Below are 24,198 nucleotides of genomic sequence, written 5' to 3' on the forward strand. Positions count from 1 at the left end.
ACCCCGGCCACGCCGGCGAAAGCGCCGGCGACCCCGGCCAGAAGCACGCAGGAAAGGACATGAATCGCAAGGGTGACAAATCGCTGATCGTTGGCCTGGACATCGGCACCTCCAAGGTGGTGGCGCTGGTGGGCGAGTATTCGCCGGGCAACCCGATCGAAGTGATCGGCATCGGCTCGCACGAGTCGCGCGGTTTGAAGCGCGGCGTGGTGGTGGACATCGAATCGACCGTGCAGTCGATCCAGCGCGCGGTGGAAGAAGCCGAGCTGATGGCCGGCTGCGAGATCCGCTCGGTGTACGCCTCGATCTCCGGCAATCACGTGCAGTGCAAGAACTCGCCGGGCATCGTGCCGATCCGCGACGGGGAAGTGACCTGGGGCGACCTGGATCGCGTACTCGATGCGGCCAAGGCGGTGGCGATTCCGGCCGACCAGAAGATCCTGCACGCGATCCCGCGCGAGTACGTGCTGGACGATTCGCAGGAAGGCATCCGCAACCCGGTCGGCATGACCGGCGTGCGCCTGGAGGTGCATGCGCACCTGGTGGTGTGCGCACAGTCGGCCGCGGCCAACATCAGCAAGTGCGTGCAGCGCTGCGGCCTGCAGGTGGATGACCTGGTGCTGTCCTCGCTGGCCTCCAGCGTTGCGGTGCTGACCGCCGACGAACGCGAGCTGGGCGTGGTGCTGGTCGACATGGGCGCCGGCACCACCGACATCGCGGTGTTCGTGCAGGGCGCGATCTGCCACACGGCTTCGCTGCCGATCGCCGGCGACCACGTCACCAATGACATCGCGCACATGCTGCGCACGCCCACCCCCGAAGCCGAGCAGATCAAGGTGCGCTACGCCTGCGCCCTGGCCCAGCTGGCCACTGCCGAGGAAAGCATCCAGGTGCCGTCGGTGGGCGACCGCCCGCCGCGCCGCATGCCGCGCCATTCGCTGGCGCAGGCGGTGCAGGGCCGTTACGAGGAAATCTTCGAGATGGTGCAGGCCGAACTGCGCCGCTCCGGCTTCGAGGAACTGGTGCGCGCCGGCATGGTGCTGACCGGTGGTGCCTCGAAGATGGAAGGCGTGGTCGAGCTGGCCGAGGAAATGCTGCAGATGCCGGTGCGCGTGGGCATCCCGCAGCACGTCACCGGCCTGGGCGAAGTGGTGGGCAACCCGGTGCATGCCACCGGCGTGGGCCTGCTGCTGATGGGCAGCCAGATCGAGCACCCGCGGCGGCCGTCGCTGCCGACCGGGCGCGCCGGAAGCATGTTCAAGAAACTCAAGACCTGGTTCCGCGGCGAGTTCTGACGCGGAACCCGTAACACCGGGGGTCACCCCGGCGCAGCACCTGCAGTACCCGCATCACAACGCAGCAACGCAATACACAACCCACACAGCCGCAACGGCAACATGACACGCGAAGGCAGGAGGCCCGACCGTCCATGCCACCGACAAGCGGATACAACGAGGACACGGACATGGCGCATTTTGAACTGATCGAAAAGATGGCACCCAATGCGGTGATCAAGGTGGTTGGCGTGGGCGGCGGCGGCGGCAATGCCGTGGCGCACATGGTCAACTCGGCGGTGGACGGCGTGGAGTTCATCACCGCCAACACCGACTCGCAGGCCATCAAGAATTGCGGTGCCAAGCTGCAGCTGCAGCTGGGTACCAACGTGACCAAGGGCCTGGGCGCAGGCGCGAACCCGGAAGTCGGCCGCCAGGCCGCGCTGGAAGACCGTGAGCGCATCATGGACGCCCTGCAGGGCGCGGACATGGTGTTCATCACCGCCGGCATGGGCGGCGGCACCGGCACCGGCGCTGCACCGGTGGTGGCGCAGCTGGCCAAGGAGATGGGCATCCTGACCGTGGCCGTGGTCACCAAGCCGTTCCCGTTCGAAGGCCGTCGCCGCATGCAGGTGGCGCTGAAGGGCATCGAGGAACTGAGCCAGCACTGCGACTCGCTGATCACCATCCCGAACGAGAAGCTGATCACCGTGCTGGGCCGCAATGCGACCATGATCCAGGCATTCCGCGCCGCCAACGACGTGCTGCAGGGCGCCGTGCAGGGCATCGCCGACCTGATCGTGCGTCCGGGCCTGATCAACGTCGACTTCGCCGACGTGCGCACCGTCATGTCCGAAATGGGCCTGGCGATGATGGGTACCGGCACTGCCCGTGGCGATGACCGCGCCCAGGCCGCTGCCGAATCGGCCATCCAGAACCCGCTGCTGGACGACGTGAACCTGGCCGGTGCCAACGGCATCCTGGTCAACATCACCGCCGGTGCTGACTTCACCATGGCCGAGTTCGACGAGATCGGCCGCACCATCGACGGCTTCGCTTCGGAAGACGCCACCGTGGTGGTCGGCACCGTGCTCGACCCGGACATGCAGGACGAAGTGCGCGTGACCGTGGTTGCCACCGGCCTGAACCGCGTGTCGACCAGCAAGGCCCAGCGTCCGGGCGAGCGCGCGCCGATCAAGCTGGTCCGCAACGCCACCACCGGCCAGCCGGAGTTCGGCGACTTCGACAACGGCGGCGACGCCGTGTCCAAGGCCGTCGGCGGCATGGGCCTGGGCCTGCGTCGCGCCAGCAGCGATACCGCGGCGGCTTCGGCCCCGTCGGCGCCGTCCTCTTCGGCCCCGGCCGCGGCAGAACTGCCGAACGATTACCTGGACATCCCGGCGTTCCTGCGCCGCCAGGCGGACTGAGCGGGCCGGCCCGGGGTTGTCCTCCCCGGGTGGCGCCACCATGTCCTGAAAACGCGGGCGCCGGGCCAGGATGGGCCCGGCCGCCCTGCTTCATGTGCGTCCCATTGGCGCGCCGGTGTGTCCTGCCTGCCTTTCAGCCGGGGTAGGGGACCGTGCGTGTTAATCTAATGTGTCACTTCCGGTCCATCCCCCATGATCCAGCAACGCACCCTCAAGAACACGATCCGCGCCACCGGCGTTGGCCTGCACAGCGGCGACAAGGTCTACATGACCCTGCGCCCGGCACCGGTCAACCATGGCATCGTGTTCCGCCGCGTGGACCTGGACCCGGTGGTGGAAGTGCCGGCCAAGGCCGAGCTGGTCACCGAAGTGACGTTGTGCACCGGCCTGACCTGCAACGACGCCAAGATCCAGACCGTCGAACACCTGATGTCGGCGCTGGCCGGCCTGGGCGTGGACAACATCATTGTCGAACTGTCCTCGGCCGAGCTGCCGATCATGGACGGTTCGGCCGGCCCGTTCGTGTTCCTGCTGCAGTCGGCGGGCATCGTGGAACAGGATGCGCCCAAGCGCTTCATCCGCGTGCTGAAGACCGTGGAAGTGACCGAGGGCGACAAGGTGGCCCGCTTCAGCCCGTACGAGGGCTACAAGCTGGGCTTCACCATCCAGTTCGACCACCCGATGATTCCGGCCAAGCAGTCGCGTCAGGAAATCGAGTTCTCGACGCTGGCCTACACCAAGGAAATCTCCCGCGCGCGCACCTTCGGCTTCATGCGCGACCTGGAATACATGCGCGAGCGCAACCTGGGCCTGGGCGGTTCGATGGACAACGCCATCGTGCTGGACGAGTTCCGCGTGCTCAACGAAGACGGCCTGCGCTATGCCGACGAATTCGTGCGCCACAAGATCCTCGATGCGATCGGCGACCTCTATCTGGCCGGTGGCCAGGTGCTGGGTGCCTACGAAGGCTTCAAGTCCGGTCACGCCCTCAACAACAAGCTGGTGCGGGCGCTGATGGCCGACGCCACTGCCTGGGAATGGGTCAGTTTCGACTCGCCGGCAACGCCGGATCCGGTCGAATATGCCACTCCGGCCTACGCCTGATTTCTGTAGGTTGTTGAATTAAAAGACAAAAACGCCGCCTTCCAAGGCGGCGTTGTCGTTTCAGGCGTGTTCGGCGCATTCAGCATGCTTGACACGCGTCAAGGCCGGTTCGAGGTCACGGTTTTGTGAACCTGTTGGATCGGAAGCCTGAATTTAACGCAGTTTTAACAACAATCTAACGACAGGCCCCCGGATGGCAGCTAGGATGCGACCCGGCCCCCGAAATGTTTCACGCCGTGGTGACACGCGCGACGGGGAGCGGAGCCGGATGCTCCGTTGTCGTCAGGACCGCTTCTTCGGCTTCGAAGGAACGTCCTGCAGGCAAGCCAAGGCGTCGCGTAGCCCTTTGTGCGTGGCGGCTGAAACTGCGTGGGGTCCATTCCGGTTGTCGAGCGCTGGGGAGCGCGTGGGAGTGGGAGACGCAGTCTTGATGGTCACCCTGGTGGCCTTCAGCCCGATGGAACGGGCCGCGTCGAGCAACTGGGCTTCGGCAAGCCGCAACTTGGCATGCCAGACCGGGGACTCGACGAGAAAAACGAGGTGTTCCCCGTCCACATTGGCCAGCCGGCAACGGCTGCGCAGAGGTGGCGGCAACTGGGGGCGCAACTGACGGTCCAGCGCGTCGAGCCACAAGGCACGCCGCAGCGGGTTCCCGCTTTTGTCCGCCATCACCGCATCCAGCGCCGGCTTCGGCACTGACGCGGGGCGAACGCTGGATTTCGGCTCAGACATGAAAACTCACTGATGGCATTCAAAAAGATCGTAATCAAAACGCGTGAAGGACAGGCCAAGTCGTCGCCGATCGCGCGTTTGCGGTTCTATTTCGAGGACCGCCCCCGCGCCCTGCTGGGCAGCGTGCTCGGGGTAGGCTGCATTATCGGCCTTGCTGGCGGCATTGGCGCCAGCGCGCTGAATGATTCCCGGCTGCAGGCCAAGGTCGAGCGCCAGGATGCGGAACTGGCCAAGGTCAAGCGCGATGCGCAGACCCAGGTCAACGCGCTGGCGGCACGCCTCGGCGAGCTGCAGGCGCAGGCTACCCGCCTGAACGCCCTTGGCGAACGGCTGACCCAGATGGGCAAGCTGGAAGACGGCGAGTTCGACTTCAACGAGACCCCTGGCCTCGGTGACGGCGATGCCGGCGGCCCGACCAGCGACATCCCGGTCAAGGACGTCAACGCCGACTTACAGGTGCTGGAGCAGCGTTTCGCTGCTTCAGGCCGCCAGTTGTCGGTGATGGAATCGCTGATGTTCGACCACCAGCTGCAGCAGAACGCCGTGCCGTCGCGCATGCCGATCCGCAACAGCTACGTGACCTCCGGCTTCGGCACCCGTGCCGACCCGTTCGGCCGCGGTGCCGCGACCCACAAGGGCATGGACTTCCACGCCAAGGTCGGTGACCCGGTGATGGCCGTGGCCGAAGGCGTGGTCAGCTTCGCCGGCGTGAAGGGCGGCTACGGCAACGTGGTCGATGTCGACCACGGTAATGGCTACGTCACCCGCTACGCGCACAATTCGCGCCTGGTGGTGAAGGCCGGTGACCTGGTCCGTGCCGGGCAGGAAGTGGCCAAGGCCGGTTCCACCGGACGTTCGACCGGCGCCCACGTGCACTTCGAGGTGTGGGAGAACGGCAACGTGGTCAACCCGCGCAAGTTCCTCGGCGACGGCGGCAACACGCCGGTCGGCCGCATCAGCCGCGGCTGATGCCCGGGTCGGATCCCTTCCGCGCCGCGGTAGGGCTCTGACCCGATGCGGTTGATCTGGTAGTGCCGGCCGCTGGCCGGCAACCTCATGATCTTCGGCAGCATCGCGGATCACCGGCCAGCGGCCGGCACTACCTCTCGGGGTTGAAACCTCAGCCGCCCGTCCCAAGCTACAATGGGTGTTGCCATCGACAGGGCGCCAGGCGCCCTGTTTCGTTTGCGGCGGACGGATCCCAAGGGGGAGGCCGGGCGTCGTGTCCATCCAACCCGGTTCCTTCAATGATCAACAGCCTGCTTACCCGCGTATTTGGCAGTCGTAACGAACGACAGCTGCGCCAGCTCAACCGCATCGTCGCCAAGATCAATGCGCTGGAGCCGGAGATCGAGAAGCTTTCCGACGAGCAGCTTCAGGCCAAGACGCCGGAGTTCAAGCAGCGCATCGCCGATGGTGAAGCCCTGGACAAGGTGCTGCCGGAAGCCTTCGCGGTCTGCCGTGAAGCCGGCCGCCGCGTGCTGGGCATGCGCCACTACGACGTGCAGCTGATCGGCGGCATGGTGCTTCACCTGGGCAAGATCGCAGAAATGCGCACCGGTGAAGGCAAGACCCTGGTGGCGACCCTGCCGGTGTACCTCAACGCGCTGGAAGGCAAGGGCGTGCACGTGGTCACCGTGAACGACTACCTGGCCCGCCGCGACGCCGCGCAGATGGGCAAGCTGTACAACTGGCTGGGCCTGAGCGTGGGCGTGGTCTACCCGGGCATGCCGCACAGCGACAAGCGCGAAGCCTACGCCGCCGACATCACCTACGGCACCAACAACGAATTCGGTTTCGACTACCTGCGCGACAACATGGCGCTGTCCAAGGCCGACCGCTACCAGCGCGGCCTGCACTACGCCATCGTCGACGAAGTCGACTCCATCCTGATCGACGAAGCGCGTACCCCGTTGATCATCTCCGGCCCGGCCGACGATTCCCCGGAGCTGTACATCCGTGTCAACCGCGTCGTGCCGCACCTGGTCAAGCAGGAAGCGGAAGACGGCGAGGGCGACTTCTGGGTCGACGAGAAGGGCAAGCAGGTGCACCTGTCCGAAGCGGGCATGGAGCACGCCGAGCAGCTGCTGGTGGAAGCCGGCATCCTCAACGGCGAAACCGAAGGCCTGTACGCGGCGCAGAACCTGACCGTGGTCCACCATCTCAACGCCGCCCTGCGCGCGCACGCGATCTACCAGCGTGACGTTGACTACATCGTGCGCGACGGCGAAGTGGTCATCGTCGACGAGTTCACCGGCCGTACCCTGGCCGGCCGCCGCTGGTCCGATGGCCTGCACCAGGCGGTGGAAGCGAAGGAAGGCGTGCCGGTCCAGCGCGAGAACCAGACGCTGGCGAGCATCACCTTCCAGAACCTGTTCCGCATGTACAAGAAGCTGTCCGGCATGACCGGCACGGCCGATACCGAAGCCTTCGAGTTCCAGAGCATCTACGGCCTGGAAGTGGTGGTGATCCCGACCAACCGCCCGACCATCCGCAAGGACAGCCCGGACCAGGTGTTCCTCAACCGCAAGGGCAAGTTCAATGCGGTGCTGGCCGACATCGAAGAGTGCGCCAAGCGCGGCCAGCCGGTGTTGGTCGGTACCACCTCGATTGAAACTTCGGAAATGCTGTCCGAGCACCTGAGCAAGGCCGGTGTGAAGCACGAAGTGCTCAATGCCAAGCAGCACGACCGCGAAGCGACCATCGTCGCCAACGCCGGCCGTCCGGGCGCGGTGACCATCGCCACCAACATGGCCGGCCGTGGTACCGACATCGTGCTGGGCGGTTCGTTGGAAGCAGAGCTCCACGCGCTGGGCGAGGACGCGACCGACGAGCAGAAGGCCGCGGTCAAGGCCGACTGGCAGAAGCGCCACGAGGCAGTGAAGGCGGCGGGCGGCCTGCACATCGTCGGCACCGAGCGCCATGAGTCGCGCCGTATCGACAACCAGTTGCGTGGCCGTTCGGGCCGCCAGGGTGACCCGGGTTCGTCCCGCTTCTACCTCGCATTGGAAGACAATCTTCTCCGGGTGTTCGGGGGGGAGCGTGTGCAGAAGATGATGCGCATGATGGGCATGAAGGAAGAGGACGTCATTGAGGATCGATTGGTCACTCGAATGATCGAGAAGTCGCAGCGCAAGGTCGAGGCCCACAACTTCGACATCCGCAAGAACCTGCTGGACTTTGACGACGTCAACAACGACCAGCGCAAGGTGATCTACGCCCAGCGCGACGAGCTGCTGGACGCCGAGTCGGTGAAGGACAACGTCGACGGCATCCGCGACGACGTGATCTTCGACGTGGTGGCCCGCTTCGTGCCGCCGAACTCGATCGACGAGCAGTGGGACCTGCGTGGCCTGGAAGCGACCCTGGAGTCGGACTTCGGCCTGCAGATGTCGCTGACCGACCTGGTCAAGTCGCACGAAGAGCTGGACGCCGAAGCCATCGCTGCCAAGGTGCAGGAACGCGTCAACCAGCACTTCGCCGAGAAGGAAGCCGGCGTGGGCGAAGAGACCATGCGCGCGCTGGAGAAACACGTGATGCTGACCGTGCTGGACCAGAGCTGGAAGGAGCACCTGGCCCGCATGGATTACCTGCGCCAGGGCATCTACCTGCGTGGTTACGCGCAGAAGCAGCCGAAGCAGGAGTACAAGAAGGAAGCCTTCGAACTGTTCTCGGACATGCTGGAGAACGTCAAGCGCGAAGTGGTGACCCTGCTGTCGCGCGTGCGTATCCGCAGCGACGAGGAAGTGCAGGCGCTGGAGGCCGCCGAGCGCCAGCAGGCGCAGGCTCGCCTGAACCAGTCGCAGTTCCAGCACCAGGATGCGGGCGGCTACAGTGCCGACGAGGAAGCCGCGCAGGTGCAGGCTGCCCAGCAGGGGGGGGGCCAGATGCAGCGCGACGAGCCGAAGATCGGCCGCAATGATCCGTGCCCGTGCGGCAGTGGCAAGAAGTACAAGCACTGCCACGGCCAGCTGAGCTGAAAAGTCGCGAGCTGTAGTCCTGACAATGCCCCGCTCAATGCGGGGCATTTTTTTGCTCTTCTCTAATCTTAGGAAAGAGGCTCATGTTGCCTGGATCAAAGCTATCCAGGGCAAATGCTGGCGAGTGCCTATGCAGGGCGGTCGCTCTGGGCAGTCGTAGTGACGCCATCCATTGAGTTCGGCGTTTGATCGGGAGCCCAGTGCGGACAGTTACTTGTGTCCACCATCGCAAAGTGGACTGCGCCGGACTGCAGAGCCTTGAGGTGATCGCAAACATCTGTCCTGACGGCTTAAGCGACGGAGCTATGTGCTTGGCGGACGCAGGAAGAAAATTGATTTCTCTGAAATTGGAGATCAAGGCCGGATCGGGTTGGCCGTATGACTCCTCTACCACTCCAGCCTTAATTGTCGGAATTGCCCAGTTCTGGTGAGGAGTTTTGAATTCGTGCTTGCGAAATGTGCATGGATGTTTATGGGGATGAAGGCAAAAGCCCAGTAAAACCTAAGAATATTCTGAAATATGTGCAGGTTGGCGTCGCTTCTTTTGATGTGAGATTTATGTCACGGATTGGATGCTGTGGTCTGAATAGTTTGGTTAAGCCATGACTCGATGGCTAATACGGTAATTAATGAATGAACATCAAGCATGAATTTGTTGGCATGGAGCAGGAAGTTGGCTACACGCAGAGTATTGATATGCAGGCAGGGCTCCCTGCAGTAGTGCTACTTGCGGCGATCTGGGTCTATGCGGCTTCCTGACATTTAGCAAAAGGGGAGGGACAGCCGTCCCTCCCTCTCTTAAGCAGGCGGGGGTGGTTTTGGATAATGTTGGAAAGATAAGAAGCACAAGGTTGGATGCGTACGATGATTGGTTGAGGAATTTCTACAAGTCAGGAGGACTGGCTGCATCGTTGGCACTCTGGTTGCGGAACTTCACTCGCGGAGATGGTCTCCCGGTACGAGGCGGAGCGGGAGATGAGCATGTGGTTGTCGTTTTTGAAGATGAGTTTGTTGTCATTCATCTGCGCTGGCTGTGTCCCGGAAAAAATGGTCAATCAAAGATTTCAAAAGTAGCCACTTCACCAGTTTCATCTGTTTTGCTGCCATTTGCAGGAGGTGCGATCACGTATACGAGATTCTCATTGAGCGGCGTGAGCAATATGGATTTGTTTACGAAGGATGCGATGATTCACTCGCTGGGCGCTAGTACTTGTGATCTGGGGTGTACATTAAGAATCGTGCCGGACACTGAATGTTTGTTGATCGATGCTCCTGCTGAGGGAACCTACGTCCTGCAGGTTTCGATGCGCCAATCACAGCGGCTTATCTGGACATTTGATCTTGAAACGCGACGGGCTTGTGCAGTTTCATCAGCGTCTGTCGCCGCTACACGTGATCAGCTGGCTTGTCGAGCGTTGGGAGCGCTCTGTCAAGACGGCTCTATTGAAGTGCTCTGCCAGATCGCCCGGGAGCATGAGTTCCACTTTGTTCGAATGGAGGCTATTAGGTCTTTGTTTGGCATGGGATACAGGAACATGCTTGAGCTGCTCCGGGAGCGCTCTCAGTGTGACCCGCACAGGCATGTCCAAAATGCTTGCCTTCAAAACCTAAAGCTATGTGAGGCGAATCAATGACATTGATTTGGGATATCGAGAGGGCTGGTTTAGTAAGATTTAGCGATGCTATCAGATACCTGGAAAGTATGGGTGACAGACTTTTTCATGAAGATCTGGATTCTACCGCCGAAGTTCTTCGGGGGCTCTTCGATGATCGTGATTTCATTAGCAGTTTTCTTCAGAAGGTGTTGATTTGTAATCCCGAGGGGAATGACTACTCGTCGCAAGTATTTGTCATGCATCGCTCAAAGTACTTCACGCTCAGGGTGGTTCTCTGGGAGGCGCCTCAAGGTCTGCCGGGTGAGGAGATTTTCCTCTACGAGCTCCCTCATGACCATGACTTCTCCTTCTTTACCCTCGGCTATTACGGGCCGGGTTATGAAACTGTAGTGAAAAACTACGATCACTCCAGCGTTGTTGGAATGCCCGGCGAAGGCGTTAGCACCGATGGTAACGAGCGATGGCTGCTGAAGGAGCAGAGGGTTGTTTTCTACGAAGGAGGGAAAGACATCCACTGTCAAATGCCTCCCAGTTCTCTATCCATCAGTTTCAATGTCCTTCAGGACATTAACGCATTTGGAATCAGGAGAAGGCAGTACGAATTTGATAGTGACTTCTCCCAGATTCGAAGGGTAATAAACGTGAATCCAGTATCGTTGTTGGTACGCGCTGCCTGCGCGCTGGGTGGCGAGGGTGTGAAGTATGTCGAGGAGGTTGCTTCGACCGGTGGCGAGTATGAGCGAGCAGTGGCTTTCAAAGCGCTTGTCGCGATGGATTCGAGGTATCGGCTATCGGCCCTGAAGGATGAGAGCATCTATGTTCGTGCAATGGTCCTTTAACCGTCCATTTGATCGCGAAACTCATTCATCAGGAAGGCATTGAACTCTCGCTTGGCAGATGTTGCATCGATTTGGTGTTGTTCGGCATGCTTCCTCCATGCCTTCCCCCACCCGATCGATCCATGTCGTGGCCGCCGTCATCACCGACGCCCGTGGCCGCGTGCTGCTCAACCGCCGTACCGAGAACCGCGACATGGCCGGCCTGTGGGAGTTTCCCGGCGGCAAACGCGAATCCGGCGAGACCTCCGAACAGGCGCTGGTGCGCGAGCTGCGCGAGGAACTGGGCATCGAGGCCGATGTCGGCGAGTGGCTGATGGATGTGCCGCAGCGCTATCCGGACAAGCACCTGACCCTGGAGGTGCGCCACGTGCGCAGCTGGAAGGGGACACCGCGTGGGCGGGAGGGCCAGGCGATCACCTGGGTGGCGCCGGACAAGCTGGGCCGCTATTCAATGCCGCCGGCAGACCTGCCGGTGGTGGCCGCCCTGCGCCAGCCCGACAGCTACCTGATCACCCCGGCGCCGGCCGATGATGAGGGCGGCGTGCAGCATTGGCATGAACAGCTGCAGCGCGTGGTGGCTGCGGGCCAGCAGCGCATCCAACTGCGGTTGCCGACGGCCCATCCGCAGCGGCAGGCGATGGTCGAGCAGGTCGTGCGTGCGCATCGCCGCAGCGGCGTGCAATGGTTGCTCAACCGCGATATCGAACTGGCGCGTGCGTTGGGCGTGGGCGTGCACCTGGGCAGCGAACAGCTGCTGCAGCTGTCGCAGCGCCCGCTACCCCAAGGCCAGCTGGTGGCTGCATCCTGCCACGACCTGCAGCAACTGCAGGAGGCACAACAGTTGGGCTGCGACTTCGCTGTGCTGGGCCCGGTGCAGGCCACGCCCAGCCACCCAGATGCCGTGCCGATGGGTTGGGATGCCTTCGCCGAGCTGCGCGCGCAGGTGTCACTGCCGATCTACGCGCTGGGTGGCATGGGCCGCAGTCACATTGCCGAAGCGCGCCGCCATGGCGGGCAAGGCATTGCCGCCATTCGCGGGCTGTGGCCGGAGTGAGCCGGCATGCGGGGTCAGATCCCTGCGCAGCAGGGCTCTGACCCCTCCCGATCACAACGTGATCCAGAAACACCCGTACTGCCGCCGTAATCCCACCACCGTCGAGGCACGCGCCACGCTGCCTGGCAGGGTCTGCTCCAGGCGCAGGCCGACCGGATGGCGAACAGCCGTCGGCTCAGGGGCGGATCCCTGCGCAGCAGGGCCCTGGCCCTCGTCAGTCACTGCGTCCTGGCCCTGTCCTGGATACACCGGCACGACGTCCACCAGCGGCCGCCGCACCAGCGATTCCAGTTGACCGAGGATTCGCTGCGCGCCCGCATCGGAGACCGCGCCCCACAGGTACAGCGAGGACAGCCGGTTCACATCATTGCTGACGATGCCGTTGCGCAATGCGTCCACCAGTTCACTCAGCCGCCGCGGGCAGCGTGCCCCCAGGGTATCGCGCTGCAGGATGTTGCCGCTGGGCGCAGGCGGTGGCACCCGCGACCGCGCACCCACACTGTCGCAGGGTCGGTCGGTATACACGCTTTGGCCCTGCGCATCGGTACAGCGGTTCAGGCGCATGGACTGTGCCTGGGCGACGCTCGGCAGCACGCACAGCGGCAGCAGCAACAGCAGGAAGGAAAGCCGTATCATTCCTGCAGGGTAGCGCCGATCACGCTTGCGCGTCGTGCTCTCAGCCCTGCAGCAGCTTCAGCACCGAGGTGGTCGGCTTGGCCAGGTTCAGGGTGTAGAAGTGCAGGCCGGGTGCGCCGCCCTCGATCAGGCGCTGGCACAGCCGAGCCACCACTTCCGTGCCGAATGCACGCACCGACTCCGCATCATCGCCATAGGCCTGCATCTTGCGACTGATCCAGCGCGGAATCTCCGCACCACACTGTTCGGAGAAGCGGCGCAGCTGGCTGAAGTTGGCGATCGGCATGATGCCCGGCGTGATCGGCACCTGCACGCCCAGCCGCCGCACTTCATCGACGAAATGGAAGTACGCGTCCGGATTGAAGAAATACTGGGTGATGGCCGCATCGGCACCGGCATCGATCTTGGCCTTGAAGTGCTTCAGGTCAGCCAGTGAATCGGAGGCCTGCGGATGCGTCTCCGGATACGCGCCCACTTCGATGTGGAACGCATCGCCGTGCTCGGCGCGGATGAAGGCGATCAGTTCGGCGGCATAGCGCATGTCGCCGGGAAAGCCCATGCCCGAGGGCAGGTCGCCACGCAGCGCGACCAAGCGGCGGCAGCCGATGGTGCGGTACAGCTTGAGCAGCTCGCGGATCTCCTGGCGGGTGCCGCCCACGCATGACAGGTGCGGCGCCGCATCGAACCCATGGTGCTGGTTGAGGTGGCGCACGGTCTCGGAGGTGTAGCTCAGGGTCGAGCCACCGGCGCCGAAGGTACACGACACGTACTCGGGACCGTAGTCCTTCAGCTTGGTCGCGGCGCGGTCCAGCTGGCTGCGCTGTTCGTCGGTCTTGGGCGGATAGAACTCGAAGCTGATGGCGGTCATGGCGCGGATGGCGGCGGTCGGTGCGAAGCAGTATATCTCTTCATCAAGATGGATGCTTGAAGATTGCGTGAGGGCCAGCCGTCCCCAACCCGCGACCGTTCGCCCCGCCGTCCGGCCGCTGCTCCGAAATCGCAACCGGCATGCGTCGGCCGGACCCAAGCTGCTCCCATCCCGGCAGCACCCACCCGATGAAGGAGCAGACGATGAAGATCTTCCTGGCACTCTGGTACGCAATGAAGGCGCTGGCCCGGCTGGCGATGATCGGCATGGCGATGGCGGTGCTCGGCTCCGGTTCGGCCCATGCGGCGGCCGCCACCGGCACCGGCAAGGTGCAGGTCGAGGTGGTCGGCAAGGGCCGTCCGCTGCTGATGATCCCCGGCCTGAACAGCAGCGCCGAGGTCTGGCGCGAGACCTGCCTGGCGCTGAAGGACGTGCAGTGCCATCTGGTGCAGCTGCCGGGCTTTGCCGGCGCTGCGCCAGCCGACCCGCGCCCGGCCGAATTCCTGCCGGCCATGCGCGGGCAGCTGCTGGCCTACCTGCATGACCAACAGCTGGGCCCGGTGGTGGTGATCGGCCACAGTCTTGGCGGCCTGCTGGGGCTGCAGATGGCGCAGGCCGAGCCGAAGGCAGTCAGTGCGCTGGTGGTGGTCGACGCATTGCCGTTCCTGCCGGCCGCGCGTGACCCGAACGCCACCGCAGACAGCGTGCGGCCAATGGCCGACCAGCTGCGCAAGGGCATGCTCGCCGCCGATGCCGCGCAGTGGCAGGCGCAGCTGAAGGCCGGCCTGCCGGGCATGACCCGCGATCCACAGCGGCAGGCCGAGCTGGGGCGCTGGGGCGAAGCCAGCGACCGCCAGACCACCGCTGACGCCATGCATGCGGTGATGACCACCGACCTGCGTGACAACATCGCCTCGATCACCGCACCGACGCTGGTGCTGGGCAGCTGGGCCGGCTACCAGCCGATGGGCGGCACCGAGGACAGCACGCGCGCGGTGTTCCAGGCGCAGTACGCGAAACTGCAGGGCGTGCAGATCGCGATGAGCGCGCAGGGTTTCCACTTCCTGATGTGGGATGATCCGCGCTGGCTGCGCGGTCAGGTGCAGGCCTTCCTCGACCACCACCACTGAGTTTCAACACGCCTCGGAATGGACATGCCGGATTCCTCCTCGACGGTACGCTTCTGGCTGCTCAATGCGCTGGTGTGGGTGCTCTATGGCGTTGCCGGAATCGGCCTGCGCCAGGCCTATTTCAGCGATGCCGGAAGCGCAGGCGTGTTGATCACGCTGGGTCTGGCGTTGGCCCTGTTCGGGTGCAGCGGTGCCATCCGCGCGCTGGCGCTGCGTGCCGACTGGTGGGCGCGTGGCACGGCCGGGCTGTTGCTGCGGCTGGCTCTGTCGGTGGCATTGGGCGCGGCAGTGGCGCAGCTGCTGGTGAACATCGCGCTGCACTCGGCGCTGGCCTGGAACTGGGTGAGCCTGGGACGGCAGACGGCCGACTTCAGCCCCAAGGCGCTGCTGCTCTACTGGTACACCACTGCGGTGATGCTGGCCCTGTGGGCAGCGCTCTGGGCAGGCCTGCACAGCCTGCGCCGGATACGCAGTGCGGAACTGGCCCGCCTGCGCGCCGAGGCCGAGCGCAGCGCGCTGGAGCGCGATGCACTGCGTGCACGGCTCAACCCGCATTTCATGTTCAATGCGCTGAACAACCTGCGCGCGCTGATCCTGGAAGATCCTGAGCGTGCGCGCGACATGGTCACCCGCCTGTCGCGCACGCTGCGCCAGGCGCTGGCACACAACCGCAGCGAGCAGGTCACCCTGGCCGAGGAACTGGTGGTCGTGGACGACTACCTGGCCATCGAGGCAGTCCACTTCGAACAGCGCCTGCAGGTAAGCCAGCACATTGATGCCGATGCCATGCAGGCACAGCTGCCGGCGATGGCGCTGCAGCTGCTGGTGGAGAATGCGATCAAGCATGGCATCGCCAGCCGCCCGGGCGGCGGTGAGGTGCAGATCCGTGCCACGCTGGACAATGATGTGCTGCGCCTGCAGGTGGACAATCCGCTGGGCAGCGCCAACGAGCCCACCCATGGCCATGGCGTTGGCCTTGCCTACCTGCGTGCGCAGCTCGGCACGCAGGGTCGTTTCACCCTGCAGCCGGTCGGCGACCGCATGCAGGCCCTGCTGGAGATTCCGCAATGAGTGGCGTGCTGCGTGTGTTGATCGTTGATGATGCACGGCTGGCGCGGCAGGAGCTGCGCACGCTGTTGTCGGCGCTGCCATGGGTGCAGTGCGTGGGCGAGGCCGACGATGTGCCCGCTGCACGCGAGGCGATCGCCACACTGGCGCCAGACCTGGTGCTGCTGGATGTGCAGATGCCCTCCGGCAGCGGCTTCGATGTGCTGGATGGGCTGGAGACGGTTCCGGCGGTGGTCTTCGTTACTGCCTACGACACCTACGCGGTGCGCGCGTTCCAGGCCAATGCGCTGGATTATCTGGTGAAGCCGGTCGAGGCGCCGCGCTTGCTGGAAGCGTTGCAGCGGGCGCGCCAGCGCGAGGTGGTGGCGGGCGAAACGCCGGAGCCGCGCAGCACGCTGGGCGCGCAGGACCAGGTGTTCGTGCGCGAGGGCGAACGCTGCTGGTTCGTCGCGGTCTCGGAGATCCGTCGGCTGGTGGTGGATGGCAACTACACACGGCTATGGTTCCGCGACCAGAACGCCCTGCTGACCCGCAGCCTGAGCGCGCTGGAAGCACGCCTGCCGCCGGAGTTGTTCTTCCGCGCCAACCGCAACACGCTGGTCAACCTGCGCCGCATCCGAGGCGTGACGCCCAGCATCGCTGATGGCTACGACCTGGCGCTGGACGACGGCAGCGAGGTGGAGGTATCGCGGCGGCAGGCACGTGAACTGCGCGAGCGGATGGCGTTGTAGCTGCCGCTACAGCTCGGCACTGACCGGGCTGGTGATGAATCCCCACAGCAGGCGTGCCATCACTGCGGGCGAGCGTGCCTGCCTGAGCGCATAAGTCTGTAGCGCATCCAGCCGCGGGTGGTCATAGAGGTGGCCGGCCAGCAGCACGGCATGCACGCGGCGGGTATTGGCGATGTCGTGCAGCGGGTTGCCATCAAGCAGCAGCAGGTCTGCGGCTTTGCCGACCTCGACGCTTCCATGCGATGCCTGCCGTTGCAGATGACGTGCGGCCTGCAGCGTAGCTGCGCGCAGCACGTCGGCCTGGCTCAGGCCGGCCTGTCGCAGCCACTGCAGTTCATCGTGGTAGCGGAAGCCGCCCAATCCGGTATCGGTGCCGACCAGCACGGTGACGCCGGCACGATGGGCCGCACCGGTGAGAGCCAGGCCATGCTCGAAGTAGGTCTTCAGTGCGTCTTGGCCGCGTCGGCCGGGATAGCGCGCTGCGGTGGCCTGCAGGTCATCACGCCACGCCCAGCGTGAAAGCGGGTCCAGATAGGCCAGGCGCGGATCGTCGACGAAGGCGGGGTCGCTTGCGCGTGCATCTTCTTCGCGGGTGACATGGGTCGGTACGAACGCGGCACCGCTGGCCTGCATCAAAGCGAACGCCTTGTTGCAGAGCGTGGGCTGATAGCTGGCAACCATGCGTTCGGCCAATACGATCGGGTCTTCGCCGTCGAGCGTGCCACCGCGCCATGCCGCCGCGTTGTCGAAGCAGTGGCGCACGAACAGATGGGCGTGCTCGAAGCTGCGCTGGCCCGCCTGCACCGCGTCGTCCAGAGGCACCGCCTTGGGCAGGTGGCCGACCAACGGACGGCGCAGCTGCTGCGCCTCGGTGGCCAGCCGCTGATAGGTGTCCGCACGCAGCCGGTTGTAGACCTTCAACGCGTCGACCCCGCGCGCGCTGTACGTCCGTGCACGCGCAGCGGCGGCCTCCGGCGTGAGTGACGGATCTTCGAAGTAGAAACTGGCGATCTGTACGAAGCGCGGTGCAACCTGCTGCCCGGCAATGGCCTGTGCGGTCCAGCGGCGCTTGTCGGCCACGCAGGCGATCAGCGGATCAGTGGTCTGCGGGCAGTCCATCATGTCGCGGGTGCCGTTGATGCCGTTGGCCAGCATCAGCGGGAACTGCAGCTGCGGCGACAATTGCAGTGCGTGGGTGTGCATGTCCCAGAAACCGGGCAGCAGCCAGCGGCCGCCGGCGTCGAGCACGGGAAGCCGCGCGTCCTGCGGATCTTCCCCAATGGCAGTGATGGTGCCGTGGCGCACTGTCACGGTGGTGGGTTCGCTGACCTGGCCGCGCGCCACGTCCACCACCCGCGCGTTGACGATCACGCGGCTGTTGCCCGGCTCGGGCAACGGCGGAGCCGACAGCGGCCAGAGCAGAGCGGCGGCGAACAGCAATGGCGGCGCCAGCAGGAGGATGACCAGTACGATCGGCCACTGCCGACGGTGGGCGGAACGGGGCAATGCGCATGCTGCATCCATGAGCCGGCGATCCTTGTAGTGGGTCGCCCGCAGGGTGCTGCAAGCGGGACGCTGGCGCCAGTGACCATCGGCATCCGGCCCTGTCTGCCTCCGGGGCGGTTACCCTGTGCAGCAGAACTCCTGATCACACCCGCGCCATGTCCATCGTCCTCACCCATTTCGCCCGTCCCCGCCTGTTCCCGCGCGTGCCGCGTGGCAACACCATCCAGGACTGCACTGCCGAGCAGTTCGAGGCACACCTCAATGCGCATGCGCCACTGAAGGTACTCGACGGCTACGCCCCGTTCTGCAAGCTGTTCGTCTACGAGAACTGGACCAGCACGCGCTGCCTGACCGTACCGATCACCGAGGCCAACCGCCACCTGCTGCGCAGTGGTTACGAAGCGCGCAACCGCGAGGAACTACCGGTGCTGGTGCGCTGGTTCGAGGGCGTGGAATCACCGCGTGCGAACTACCTGGTGGTGATCCTGTACAGCGCCGGGCAGCTGGCCAGGGAAGGCTCGCCGATCGAGGCCGACTGGGGCATCGTCGGCTGCATCTACACCGCCGAACCGGAAGAGGTACCGATGGCGCCGATCACGATGATGCGCAATGCGCTGGGCGTGGACGAGGGCGGATCCGGCGTGCCGCTGGACCGCGAAGCCTACCGGCGTTCCGTCGAGTTCTGGGAGAACAACGCGAACTGGCGGCCGTGAGCAACATTTGTCATCCGCGCATCGCGTGAATGTGCGGACCGCAGTAGAGCCACGCCATGCGTGGCCGCTTGGCCTTCAGGCAGCTTTCCATTCCCACCACGGGTAATGGTACTCGCGGTCGATGGCCTGCCAATGCTGGCCGCATTGCGTGCAGGCAACGGTGTGGCAGTCGCCCCAGCAGCCCTCAGCCTCTTCCACCGAGAGCAGCTGCATCTGTCCTTGTTCAATCAGGCGACGGGGATCGAAGAACGGGTAGCCGGGGTTGAGCGCGCACAGGCAACCCTCGCGTGCACGCCAGTAACGCAGCCGACGCAGGGCGGCCTTCAGATACGCCTGGTTGCTGATCAGCATGCCGCCAAGCGCGATGCCCTGGCAGCGTTGTTCGATCAGATCCACATGTGCGCTCAACGCGTCCAACGATGAGGCACTGAACAGTCGTGCGACGACGCGGGCGGCATCGGTGATGCGCGTTGCGTCGCGCGACAACAGGTCCTGCAGCAGCACATCGGCCTGTGCATCGTCGAGCCGGGGTATCGGCGCTGCAGACCACGGCCAGCGCATCAGCGTGACTTGCCGATGGCAGCGTAGTTGCCGGTTGTCAGGCGCAGCAGATCGGCCGGCGCCAGTTCCACTTCCAGGCCACGGCGACCGGCGCTGACATGCAGGCTGGGCAGCGCTTCGGCGCTGGCGTCCAGGAAGGTGCGCAGGCGCTTCTTCTGCCCGAGCGGGCTGATGCCACCGACCAGGTAACCGGTCGCGCGCTGCGCGGCATCGGCGGCGGCCATCTCGCACTTCTTGCAGCCGGCGGCTTCGGCCAGTGCCTTCAGGTCCAGCTGGCCGGCCACCGGCACGATCGCCACCAGCAGTTCGTGTGTCTCGGTGCTGGCCAGCAGGGTCTTGAACACCTGGGCCGGATCGAGGCCGAGCTTGTCCACGGCTTCGCCGCCATAGGATTCGGCGTGGGCGTCGTGCACGTAGCTGCGCACGGTGTGGGCGATCTTCTCGCGCTTGAGCAGGTTGATGGCCGGGGTCATGGCTGCATCGTAGCGCGCGCTGGGCGCGTTGCCTTGACCGAAGCTACTGCCGGAGCATCCACGCATGGCGTGGATCTACCAGTGGGGACTGGATGCGGGGTGTACGACCACACGCAAACGCAGAACGGACGCCCGAAGGCGCCCGTTCCGTGGTGTTGCATGCACAGGTAGTGCCGGCCGCTGGCCGGCACCCCGCAGGCATCAGTAGCGGTAGTGGTCCGGCTTGAACGGGCCTTCCACCGGCACGCCGATGTAGTCGGCCTGTTCCTGGCTCAGGGTGGTCAGCTTCACGCCGATCTTTTCCAGGTGCAGGCGGGCCACTTCCTCGTCCAGCTTCTTCGGCAGCAGGTAGACCTTCTTCTCGTAGCTGTCCTTGTTCGCCCACAGGTCGATCTGTGCCAGGGTCTGGTTGGCGAAGCTGTTGGACATCACGAAGCTCGGGTGGCCGGTGGCGCAGCCCAGGTTCACCAGGCGGCCTTCGGCCAGCAGGAAGATCGCGTTGCCGTTCGGGAAGATGTACTTGTCCACCTGCGGCTTGATGTTGACGTGCTTGATGCCGGCGAACGACACCAGCGCATCGACCTGGATCTCGTTGTCGAAGTGGCCGATGTTGCAGACGATGGCCTGGTCCTTCATCGCGCTCAGGTGCTCGATGCGGATGATGTCCTTGTTGCCGGTGGTGGTGACGTACAGGTCGGCACGGCCCAGGGTCGATTCGATGGTGTTGACTTCATAGCCTTCCATCGCCGCCTGCAGGGCGCAGATCGGGTCGATCTCGGTGACGATCACGCGCGCGCCGTAGGCACGCAGCGAGGCGGCGCAGCCCTTGCCGACGTCGCCGTAGCCGCAGACCACGGCCACCTTGCCGGCCAGCATCACGTCCATCGCGCGCTTCAGGCCGTCGGCCAGCGACTCGCGGCAGCCGTACAGGTTGTCGAACTTGCTCTTGGTGACCGAGTCGTTGACGTTGATCGCCGGGATCAGCAGGGTGCCGGCCTGGGCCAGCTGGTACAGGCGGTGCACGCCGGTGGTGGTCTCTTCGGAGACGCCCTTCCAGTCCTTGACCACGCGGCCCCAGTAACCCGGGCGCTCCTTGGCGACGCGCTTGAGCAGGTTCTTGATGACCTGTTCTTCGTGCGAGGAGGAGGCGGTGTTGACCCAGTCGCTGCCGTTTTCCAGCTCGTAGCCCTTGTGGATCAGCAGGGTCACGTCACCGCCGTCGTCCACCACCAGCTCCGGGCCGGTCAGGGTGCCATCGGCCAGGGTGAAGGTCAGCGCGTCCAGGGTGCAGTCCCAGTACTCTTCCAGGGTCTCGCCCTTCCAGGCAAACACCGGGGTGCCGGTGGCCGCAATGGCGGCGGCCGCGTGGTCCTGGGTCGAGAAGATGTTGCACGAGGCCCAGCGCACGTCGGCGCCGATGTCCTTCAGGGTCTCGATCAGCACCGCGGTCTGGATGGTCATGTGCAGCGAGCCGGTCACGCGCACGCCCTTCAGCGGCAGCTCGGCCTGGTACTTGCGGCGGATCGACATCAGGCCCGGCATTTCGTGCTCGGCGATGTCCAGTTCCTTGCGGCCCCAGTCGGCCAGCGTGATATCGCGGATCTTGTAGTCACCTTCGGTGGAGAAGGTCTTGGCAACAGCGTTCATTTGTGTGCTCCGGTTGTGGACGAGCGGATGCTCGCATCTAGCCGGGCGCCGTTGTTACAAAGCCACCTTACCGAGCCTGGCCGGGCCTCGTGGGATCCGGTCGCAGCGCCCCTCGGCAGGGGAGAACCCCCATTATATCGCGGCCCCGACGTGACATCCGGATGACCCAACCATCGGCAGATGGGGCCGCGTGCACGGCCTGTTAAGGTCGGTGTTTTCACGCATCACACAGGTGGAACGATGAGCATGCACGCGCGCCGTACTCGGCGCTGGACCGGCCTGGTCCTGTCGATGGGACTGCTGGCGGTGGCCCCGCTGGCCTGGGCCGCAGCGCCGCAGCCGGTGGCCGCACAGGCCCAGGGCGTCAACGGCTACGAACTGCCGTCGGCCGCGCTGCAGGCGGTGGTGGACGCGCCGCGTGCACCCTCGTTGTACCTGTCGCCGCGCCGCGACGTGGCCGCGATGATGCAGATGCCGTCGCTGCCTTCGATCCAGGTGGTGGCGCAGCCGGAACTGAAGCTGGCCGGCCTGCGCATCAACCCGCGCACGTTCTCCGACAGCCGCTTCAGCTTCGGCGAGAAGCTGTGGCTGATGAACGTGGCCGACGGCAAGGAGCGGCAGATCAGCGGCCTGCCTGCCAAGCTGTCGATCGCCAGTGTGACGTGGTCGCCGGACCAGAAGTGGCTGGCCTTCAACCAGGTCGACGCCGGCAGTGGCGCCAATGAACTGTGGCTGGTGGACGTGGCCGGCGGCAGCGCCCGTCGCCTGGTTGCCGGCCTGAACACGGTGATCGGCAGCGGCTACCAGTGGCTGCCGGACAGCCGCGGACTGGTGGTGTTCACCCGCCCGGCCAACCTCGGTGCGGCCCCGGCCGCCGACGGCATTCCGACCGGCCCGGCAGTGCAGCAGACCAGCCAGGGCGGCGGCGTGGTGTCGATCCGTACCTACCAGGACCTGCTGAAGAACGAGGCTGATGCGCGCCAGTTCGATTACTACGCGACCACCCAGCCGATGGAAGTCAGCCTGGATGGCAGTACCCGCGCGATCGGCGCGGCCGGCATCTTCATGGGCTTCTCGGTGTCGCCGGATGGCCGCTTCGTGCTGCGCCAGCCGGTGCAGCGCCCGTATTCGTACGTGGTGCCGATGGACAGCTTCCCGCGCCGCATCGAAGTGATCGACCGTGCCAGCGGCAAGCTGGTGCACACCGTGGCCGTGCGCCCGCTGGTGGAAGGGCTGCCGACCGGCAACGACGCCGAAGTGACCGGCGTGCGCGACATCCGCTGGCGCGGTGATGCCGACGCCACCCTGGTCTGGGCCGAAGCGCAGGACGGCGGCGACCCGAACAGGGACGCCAAGGTACGCGATGCGGTGCTGATGCAGGCCGCGCCGTTCGACAAACCGCCGGTCACCCTGGCCCAGCTTGGCAGCCGCCTGGCCGGCATCAGCTGGGGCCGCGGTGACCTGGCCCTGCTGACCGAATCGTGGTGGAAGACCCGCAGGACCAAGACCTGGTTGATCGCCCCGGACAACGCCGGTGCCGAGCCGCGCCTGATGTGGGACCGCGATGCGCAGGACCGCTACTCCGATCCGGGCCGGCCGCTGTTGTCCAGTGACGAGCGGGGCCGTTCGCTGCTGCAGACCAGCGCCGATGGCAGCAGCCTGTATCTGGCCGGTGCCGGTGCGTCGCCGGAAGGCGATCGTCCGTTCGTGGACCGCTTCGACATTGCCAGTGGCAAGGCCACCCGCCTGTTCCACTCGCAGGCGCCGAGCTATTCGCTGCCGGTGGCATTGCTGGACAACCAGGGCGGTTCGCTGCTGCTGAGCCGCGAGAGCCCGGACGAGCCGGCCAACTTCTACGTGCAGTCGCTGGCCGATGCGGGTGCTGCGCCGCGTGCGCTGACCCGCTTCGCCCATCCGCTGCCGCAGTTGAAGGGCGTGCAGAAGGAGCAGATCCGCTACAAGCGCAAGGATGGCGTCGACCTGACCGCGACCCTGCTGCTGCCGCCGGGCTACGACCCGAAGCGCGACGGCCCGCGCCCGCTGCTGATGTGGGCCTATCCGGGTGAGTTCAAGAGCGCAGCCGCGGCCAGCCAGGTGACCGATTCGCCGTACCGCTTCAATGCGGTCAGCTACTGGGGCCCGCAGGCGTTCCTGGCCAAGGGCTACGTGGTGCTGGCCAGCCCGTCGATGCCGATCATCGGCGAGGGCGACAAGGAGCCGAACGACACCTACATCGAACAGCTGGTGGCCAACGCGCAGGCAGCGGTGGATGAAGTGGTGCGCCGTGGCGTGACCGATCGCGACCACATCGCCATCGGCGGCCATTCCTACGGTGCGTTCATGACCGCCAACCTGCTGGCGCATACGCGCCTGTTCAAGGCGGGTATCGCGCGCAGCGGCGCCTACAACCGCACACTCACGCCGTTCGGCTTTCAGGCCGAGGAGCGCAACTACTGGCAGGCGCAGGACGTCTACCAGAAGATGGCGCCGTTCAACTACGCCGACAGGATCAAGGACCCGATCCTCTTCATCCACGGCGTGGACGACAACAACTCCGGCACCTTCCCGATCCAGAGCGAGCGCATGTTTGCTGCGGTGAAGGGCCTGGGTGGCACCGCGCGGCTGGTGATGCTGCCGAACGAATCGCACGCCTACCGCGCACGCGAATCGATCATGACCATGCTGGCCGAAAGCGAGCGCTGGCTGGAGCAGACCATCGGCCCGGCCGAGCAGGGCAAGGCGAAGAAGAAGCGCTGACCGGGCCTGGTAGTGCCGGCCGCTGGCCGGCAACCTCATGGAGACATGCAACCTGAGGTTGCCGGCCAGCGGCCGGCACTAC

The 24,198-nt window shown here is 65.0% G+C and carries 21 protein-coding genes and 1 riboswitch; of the genes, 14 read left to right on the forward strand and 7 right to left on the reverse strand.

The window, feature by feature from the left end:
• Positions 1-59: 59 nt before the first annotated feature.
• The 3 genes from ftsA (at position 60) to lpxC (ending at position 3,805) form a co-directional block, all read left to right on the forward strand.
• Positions 60-1,295, forward strand: coding sequence for a cell division protein FtsA (gene ftsA, locus Q9Q79_RS03225; protein ID WP_005408083.1), 1,236 nt, complete (start codon positions 60-62; stop codon positions 1,293-1,295).
• 170 nt (positions 1,296-1,465) lie between these two features.
• The gene (gene ftsZ / locus Q9Q79_RS03230; protein ID WP_154329238.1) at positions 1,466-2,701 is read left to right on the forward strand and encodes a cell division protein FtsZ; all 1,236 of its coding nucleotides are present in this window, start codon (positions 1,466-1,468) and stop codon (positions 2,699-2,701) included.
• Positions 2,702-2,893: 192 nt separating this feature from the next.
• Positions 2,894-3,805 (forward strand): UDP-3-O-acyl-N-acetylglucosamine deacetylase, encoded by a 912-nt coding sequence (gene lpxC, locus Q9Q79_RS03235; RefSeq protein ID WP_005408085.1) that lies wholly within the window; start codon positions 2,894-2,896, stop codon positions 3,803-3,805.
• A gap of 282 nt (positions 3,806-4,087) precedes the next feature.
• Here lpxC and Q9Q79_RS03240 read toward each other — a convergent pair whose 3' ends face one another.
• The gene (locus Q9Q79_RS03240) at positions 4,088-4,537 is read right to left on the reverse strand and encodes a DUF721 domain-containing protein (protein WP_005408086.1); all 450 of its coding nucleotides are present in this window, start codon (positions 4,535-4,537) and stop codon (positions 4,088-4,090) included.
• Between the two features lie 12 nt (positions 4,538-4,549).
• Between Q9Q79_RS03240 and Q9Q79_RS03245 the strand changes: the two genes are divergently transcribed.
• The 6 genes from Q9Q79_RS03245 to Q9Q79_RS03270 all read left to right on the forward strand — a co-directional run bounded on the left by Q9Q79_RS03245 (position 4,550) and on the right by Q9Q79_RS03270 (position 12,026).
• Positions 4,550-5,506, forward strand: coding sequence for a M23 family metallopeptidase (locus tag Q9Q79_RS03245; RefSeq protein ID WP_005408087.1), 957 nt, complete (start codon positions 4,550-4,552; stop codon positions 5,504-5,506).
• Between the two features lie 278 nt (positions 5,507-5,784).
• Positions 5,785-8,517, forward strand: coding sequence for a preprotein translocase subunit SecA (gene secA / locus Q9Q79_RS03250; protein ID WP_111196750.1), 2,733 nt, complete (start codon positions 5,785-5,787; stop codon positions 8,515-8,517).
• Between the two features lie 633 nt (positions 8,518-9,150).
• Positions 9,151-9,276 carry a hypothetical protein gene (locus Q9Q79_RS03255; RefSeq protein WP_258390945.1) on the forward strand — a complete coding sequence of 42 codons (126 nt, stop codon included), beginning with the start codon at positions 9,151-9,153 and terminating at the stop codon, positions 9,274-9,276.
• A gap of 92 nt (positions 9,277-9,368) precedes the next feature.
• Complete coding sequence (locus tag Q9Q79_RS03260; RefSeq protein WP_146256380.1) at positions 9,369-10,151, forward strand: HEAT repeat domain-containing protein; 783 nt, start codon at positions 9,369-9,371, stop codon at positions 10,149-10,151.
• Entirely contained in the window at positions 10,148-10,972 is an 825-nt protein-coding gene (locus tag Q9Q79_RS03265) for a hypothetical protein (protein ID WP_146256381.1), read from the forward strand. Before Q9Q79_RS03260 ends, Q9Q79_RS03265 begins: the two co-directional genes overlap by 4 nt.
• 97 nt (positions 10,973-11,069) lie before the next feature.
• Positions 11,070-12,026 (forward strand): Nudix family hydrolase, encoded by a 957-nt coding sequence (locus Q9Q79_RS03270; RefSeq protein ID WP_155028959.1) that lies wholly within the window; start codon positions 11,070-11,072, stop codon positions 12,024-12,026.
• A 51-nt stretch (positions 12,027-12,077) separates the two neighbouring features.
• Here the strand turns inward: Q9Q79_RS03270 and Q9Q79_RS03275 are convergent, their stop codons facing one another.
• Positions 12,078-12,662: a DUF4124 domain-containing protein gene (locus Q9Q79_RS03275; protein ID WP_021203435.1), complete on the reverse strand. Its 585-nt coding sequence runs from the start codon at positions 12,660-12,662 to the stop codon at positions 12,078-12,080.
• Positions 12,663-12,702: 40 nt separating this feature from the next.
• Positions 12,703-13,530, reverse strand: coding sequence for a methylenetetrahydrofolate reductase [NAD(P)H] (gene metF / locus Q9Q79_RS03280; RefSeq protein WP_201863836.1), 828 nt, complete (start codon positions 13,528-13,530; stop codon positions 12,703-12,705).
• A 203-nt stretch (positions 13,531-13,733) separates the two neighbouring features.
• Here metF and Q9Q79_RS03285 point away from each other — a divergent pair, with 203 nt between their 5' ends.
• Genes Q9Q79_RS03285 through Q9Q79_RS03295 form a run of 3 tightly spaced genes read left to right on the forward strand, consistent with a single transcriptional unit; the run spans position 13,734 to position 16,459 of the window.
• Positions 13,734-14,660 (forward strand): alpha/beta hydrolase, encoded by a 927-nt coding sequence (locus Q9Q79_RS03285; protein ID WP_049418489.1) that lies wholly within the window; start codon positions 13,734-13,736, stop codon positions 14,658-14,660.
• A 24-nt stretch (positions 14,661-14,684) separates the two neighbouring features.
• Positions 14,685-15,731 carry a histidine kinase gene (locus Q9Q79_RS03290; RefSeq protein ID WP_059036362.1) on the forward strand — a complete coding sequence of 349 codons (1,047 nt, stop codon included), beginning with the start codon at positions 14,685-14,687 and terminating at the stop codon, positions 15,729-15,731.
• Complete coding sequence (locus tag Q9Q79_RS03295; RefSeq protein ID WP_005408094.1) at positions 15,728-16,459, forward strand: LytTR family DNA-binding domain-containing protein; 732 nt, start codon at positions 15,728-15,730, stop codon at positions 16,457-16,459. The genes Q9Q79_RS03290 and Q9Q79_RS03295 overlap by 4 nt, the downstream gene beginning before the upstream one ends.
• A 6-nt stretch (positions 16,460-16,465) precedes the next feature.
• Here Q9Q79_RS03295 and Q9Q79_RS03300 read toward each other — a convergent pair whose 3' ends face one another.
• Positions 16,466-17,983 (reverse strand): amidohydrolase family protein, encoded by a 1,518-nt coding sequence (locus Q9Q79_RS03300; protein WP_201863842.1) that lies wholly within the window; start codon positions 17,981-17,983, stop codon positions 16,466-16,468.
• A gap of 137 nt (positions 17,984-18,120) precedes the next feature.
• Here Q9Q79_RS03300 and Q9Q79_RS03305 point away from each other — a divergent pair, with 137 nt between their 5' ends.
• The gene (locus Q9Q79_RS03305; protein WP_049397439.1) at positions 18,121-18,678 is read left to right on the forward strand and encodes a DUF3228 family protein; all 558 of its coding nucleotides are present in this window, start codon (positions 18,121-18,123) and stop codon (positions 18,676-18,678) included.
• A 75-nt stretch (positions 18,679-18,753) separates the two neighbouring features.
• Here the strand turns inward: Q9Q79_RS03305 and Q9Q79_RS03310 are convergent, their stop codons facing one another.
• From Q9Q79_RS03310 to ahcY, 3 genes are all read right to left on the reverse strand, one after another.
• On the reverse strand, positions 18,754-19,239 hold the full coding sequence (locus Q9Q79_RS03310) for a hypothetical protein (RefSeq protein WP_033834447.1): 486 nt from the start codon (positions 19,237-19,239) through the stop codon (positions 18,754-18,756).
• Positions 19,239-19,712, reverse strand: a complete 474-nt coding sequence (ybaK, locus tag Q9Q79_RS03315; RefSeq protein WP_012479168.1) for a Cys-tRNA(Pro) deacylase — start codon at positions 19,710-19,712, stop codon at positions 19,239-19,241. Before ybaK ends, Q9Q79_RS03310 begins: the two co-directional genes overlap by 1 nt.
• 201 nt (positions 19,713-19,913) lie before the next feature.
• On the reverse strand, positions 19,914-21,359 hold the full coding sequence (gene ahcY, locus Q9Q79_RS03320) for an adenosylhomocysteinase (RefSeq protein ID WP_004154241.1): 1,446 nt from the start codon (positions 21,357-21,359) through the stop codon (positions 19,914-19,916).
• A gap of 36 nt (positions 21,360-21,395) precedes the next feature.
• A riboswitch (S-adenosyl-L-homocysteine riboswitch) is annotated at positions 21,396-21,479 on the reverse strand.
• A gap of 120 nt (positions 21,480-21,599) precedes the next feature.
• Here ahcY and Q9Q79_RS03325 point away from each other — a divergent pair.
• Entirely contained in the window at positions 21,600-24,116 is a 2,517-nt protein-coding gene (locus tag Q9Q79_RS03325; RefSeq protein ID WP_049397441.1) for a prolyl oligopeptidase family serine peptidase, read from the forward strand.
• The last annotated feature ends 82 nt before the right edge of the window (positions 24,117-24,198 follow it).

The sequence above is a fragment of the Stenotrophomonas sp. a6 genome, from assembly GCF_030913325.1.
Classification (GTDB): domain Bacteria; phylum Pseudomonadota; class Gammaproteobacteria; order Xanthomonadales; family Xanthomonadaceae; genus Stenotrophomonas; species Stenotrophomonas maltophilia.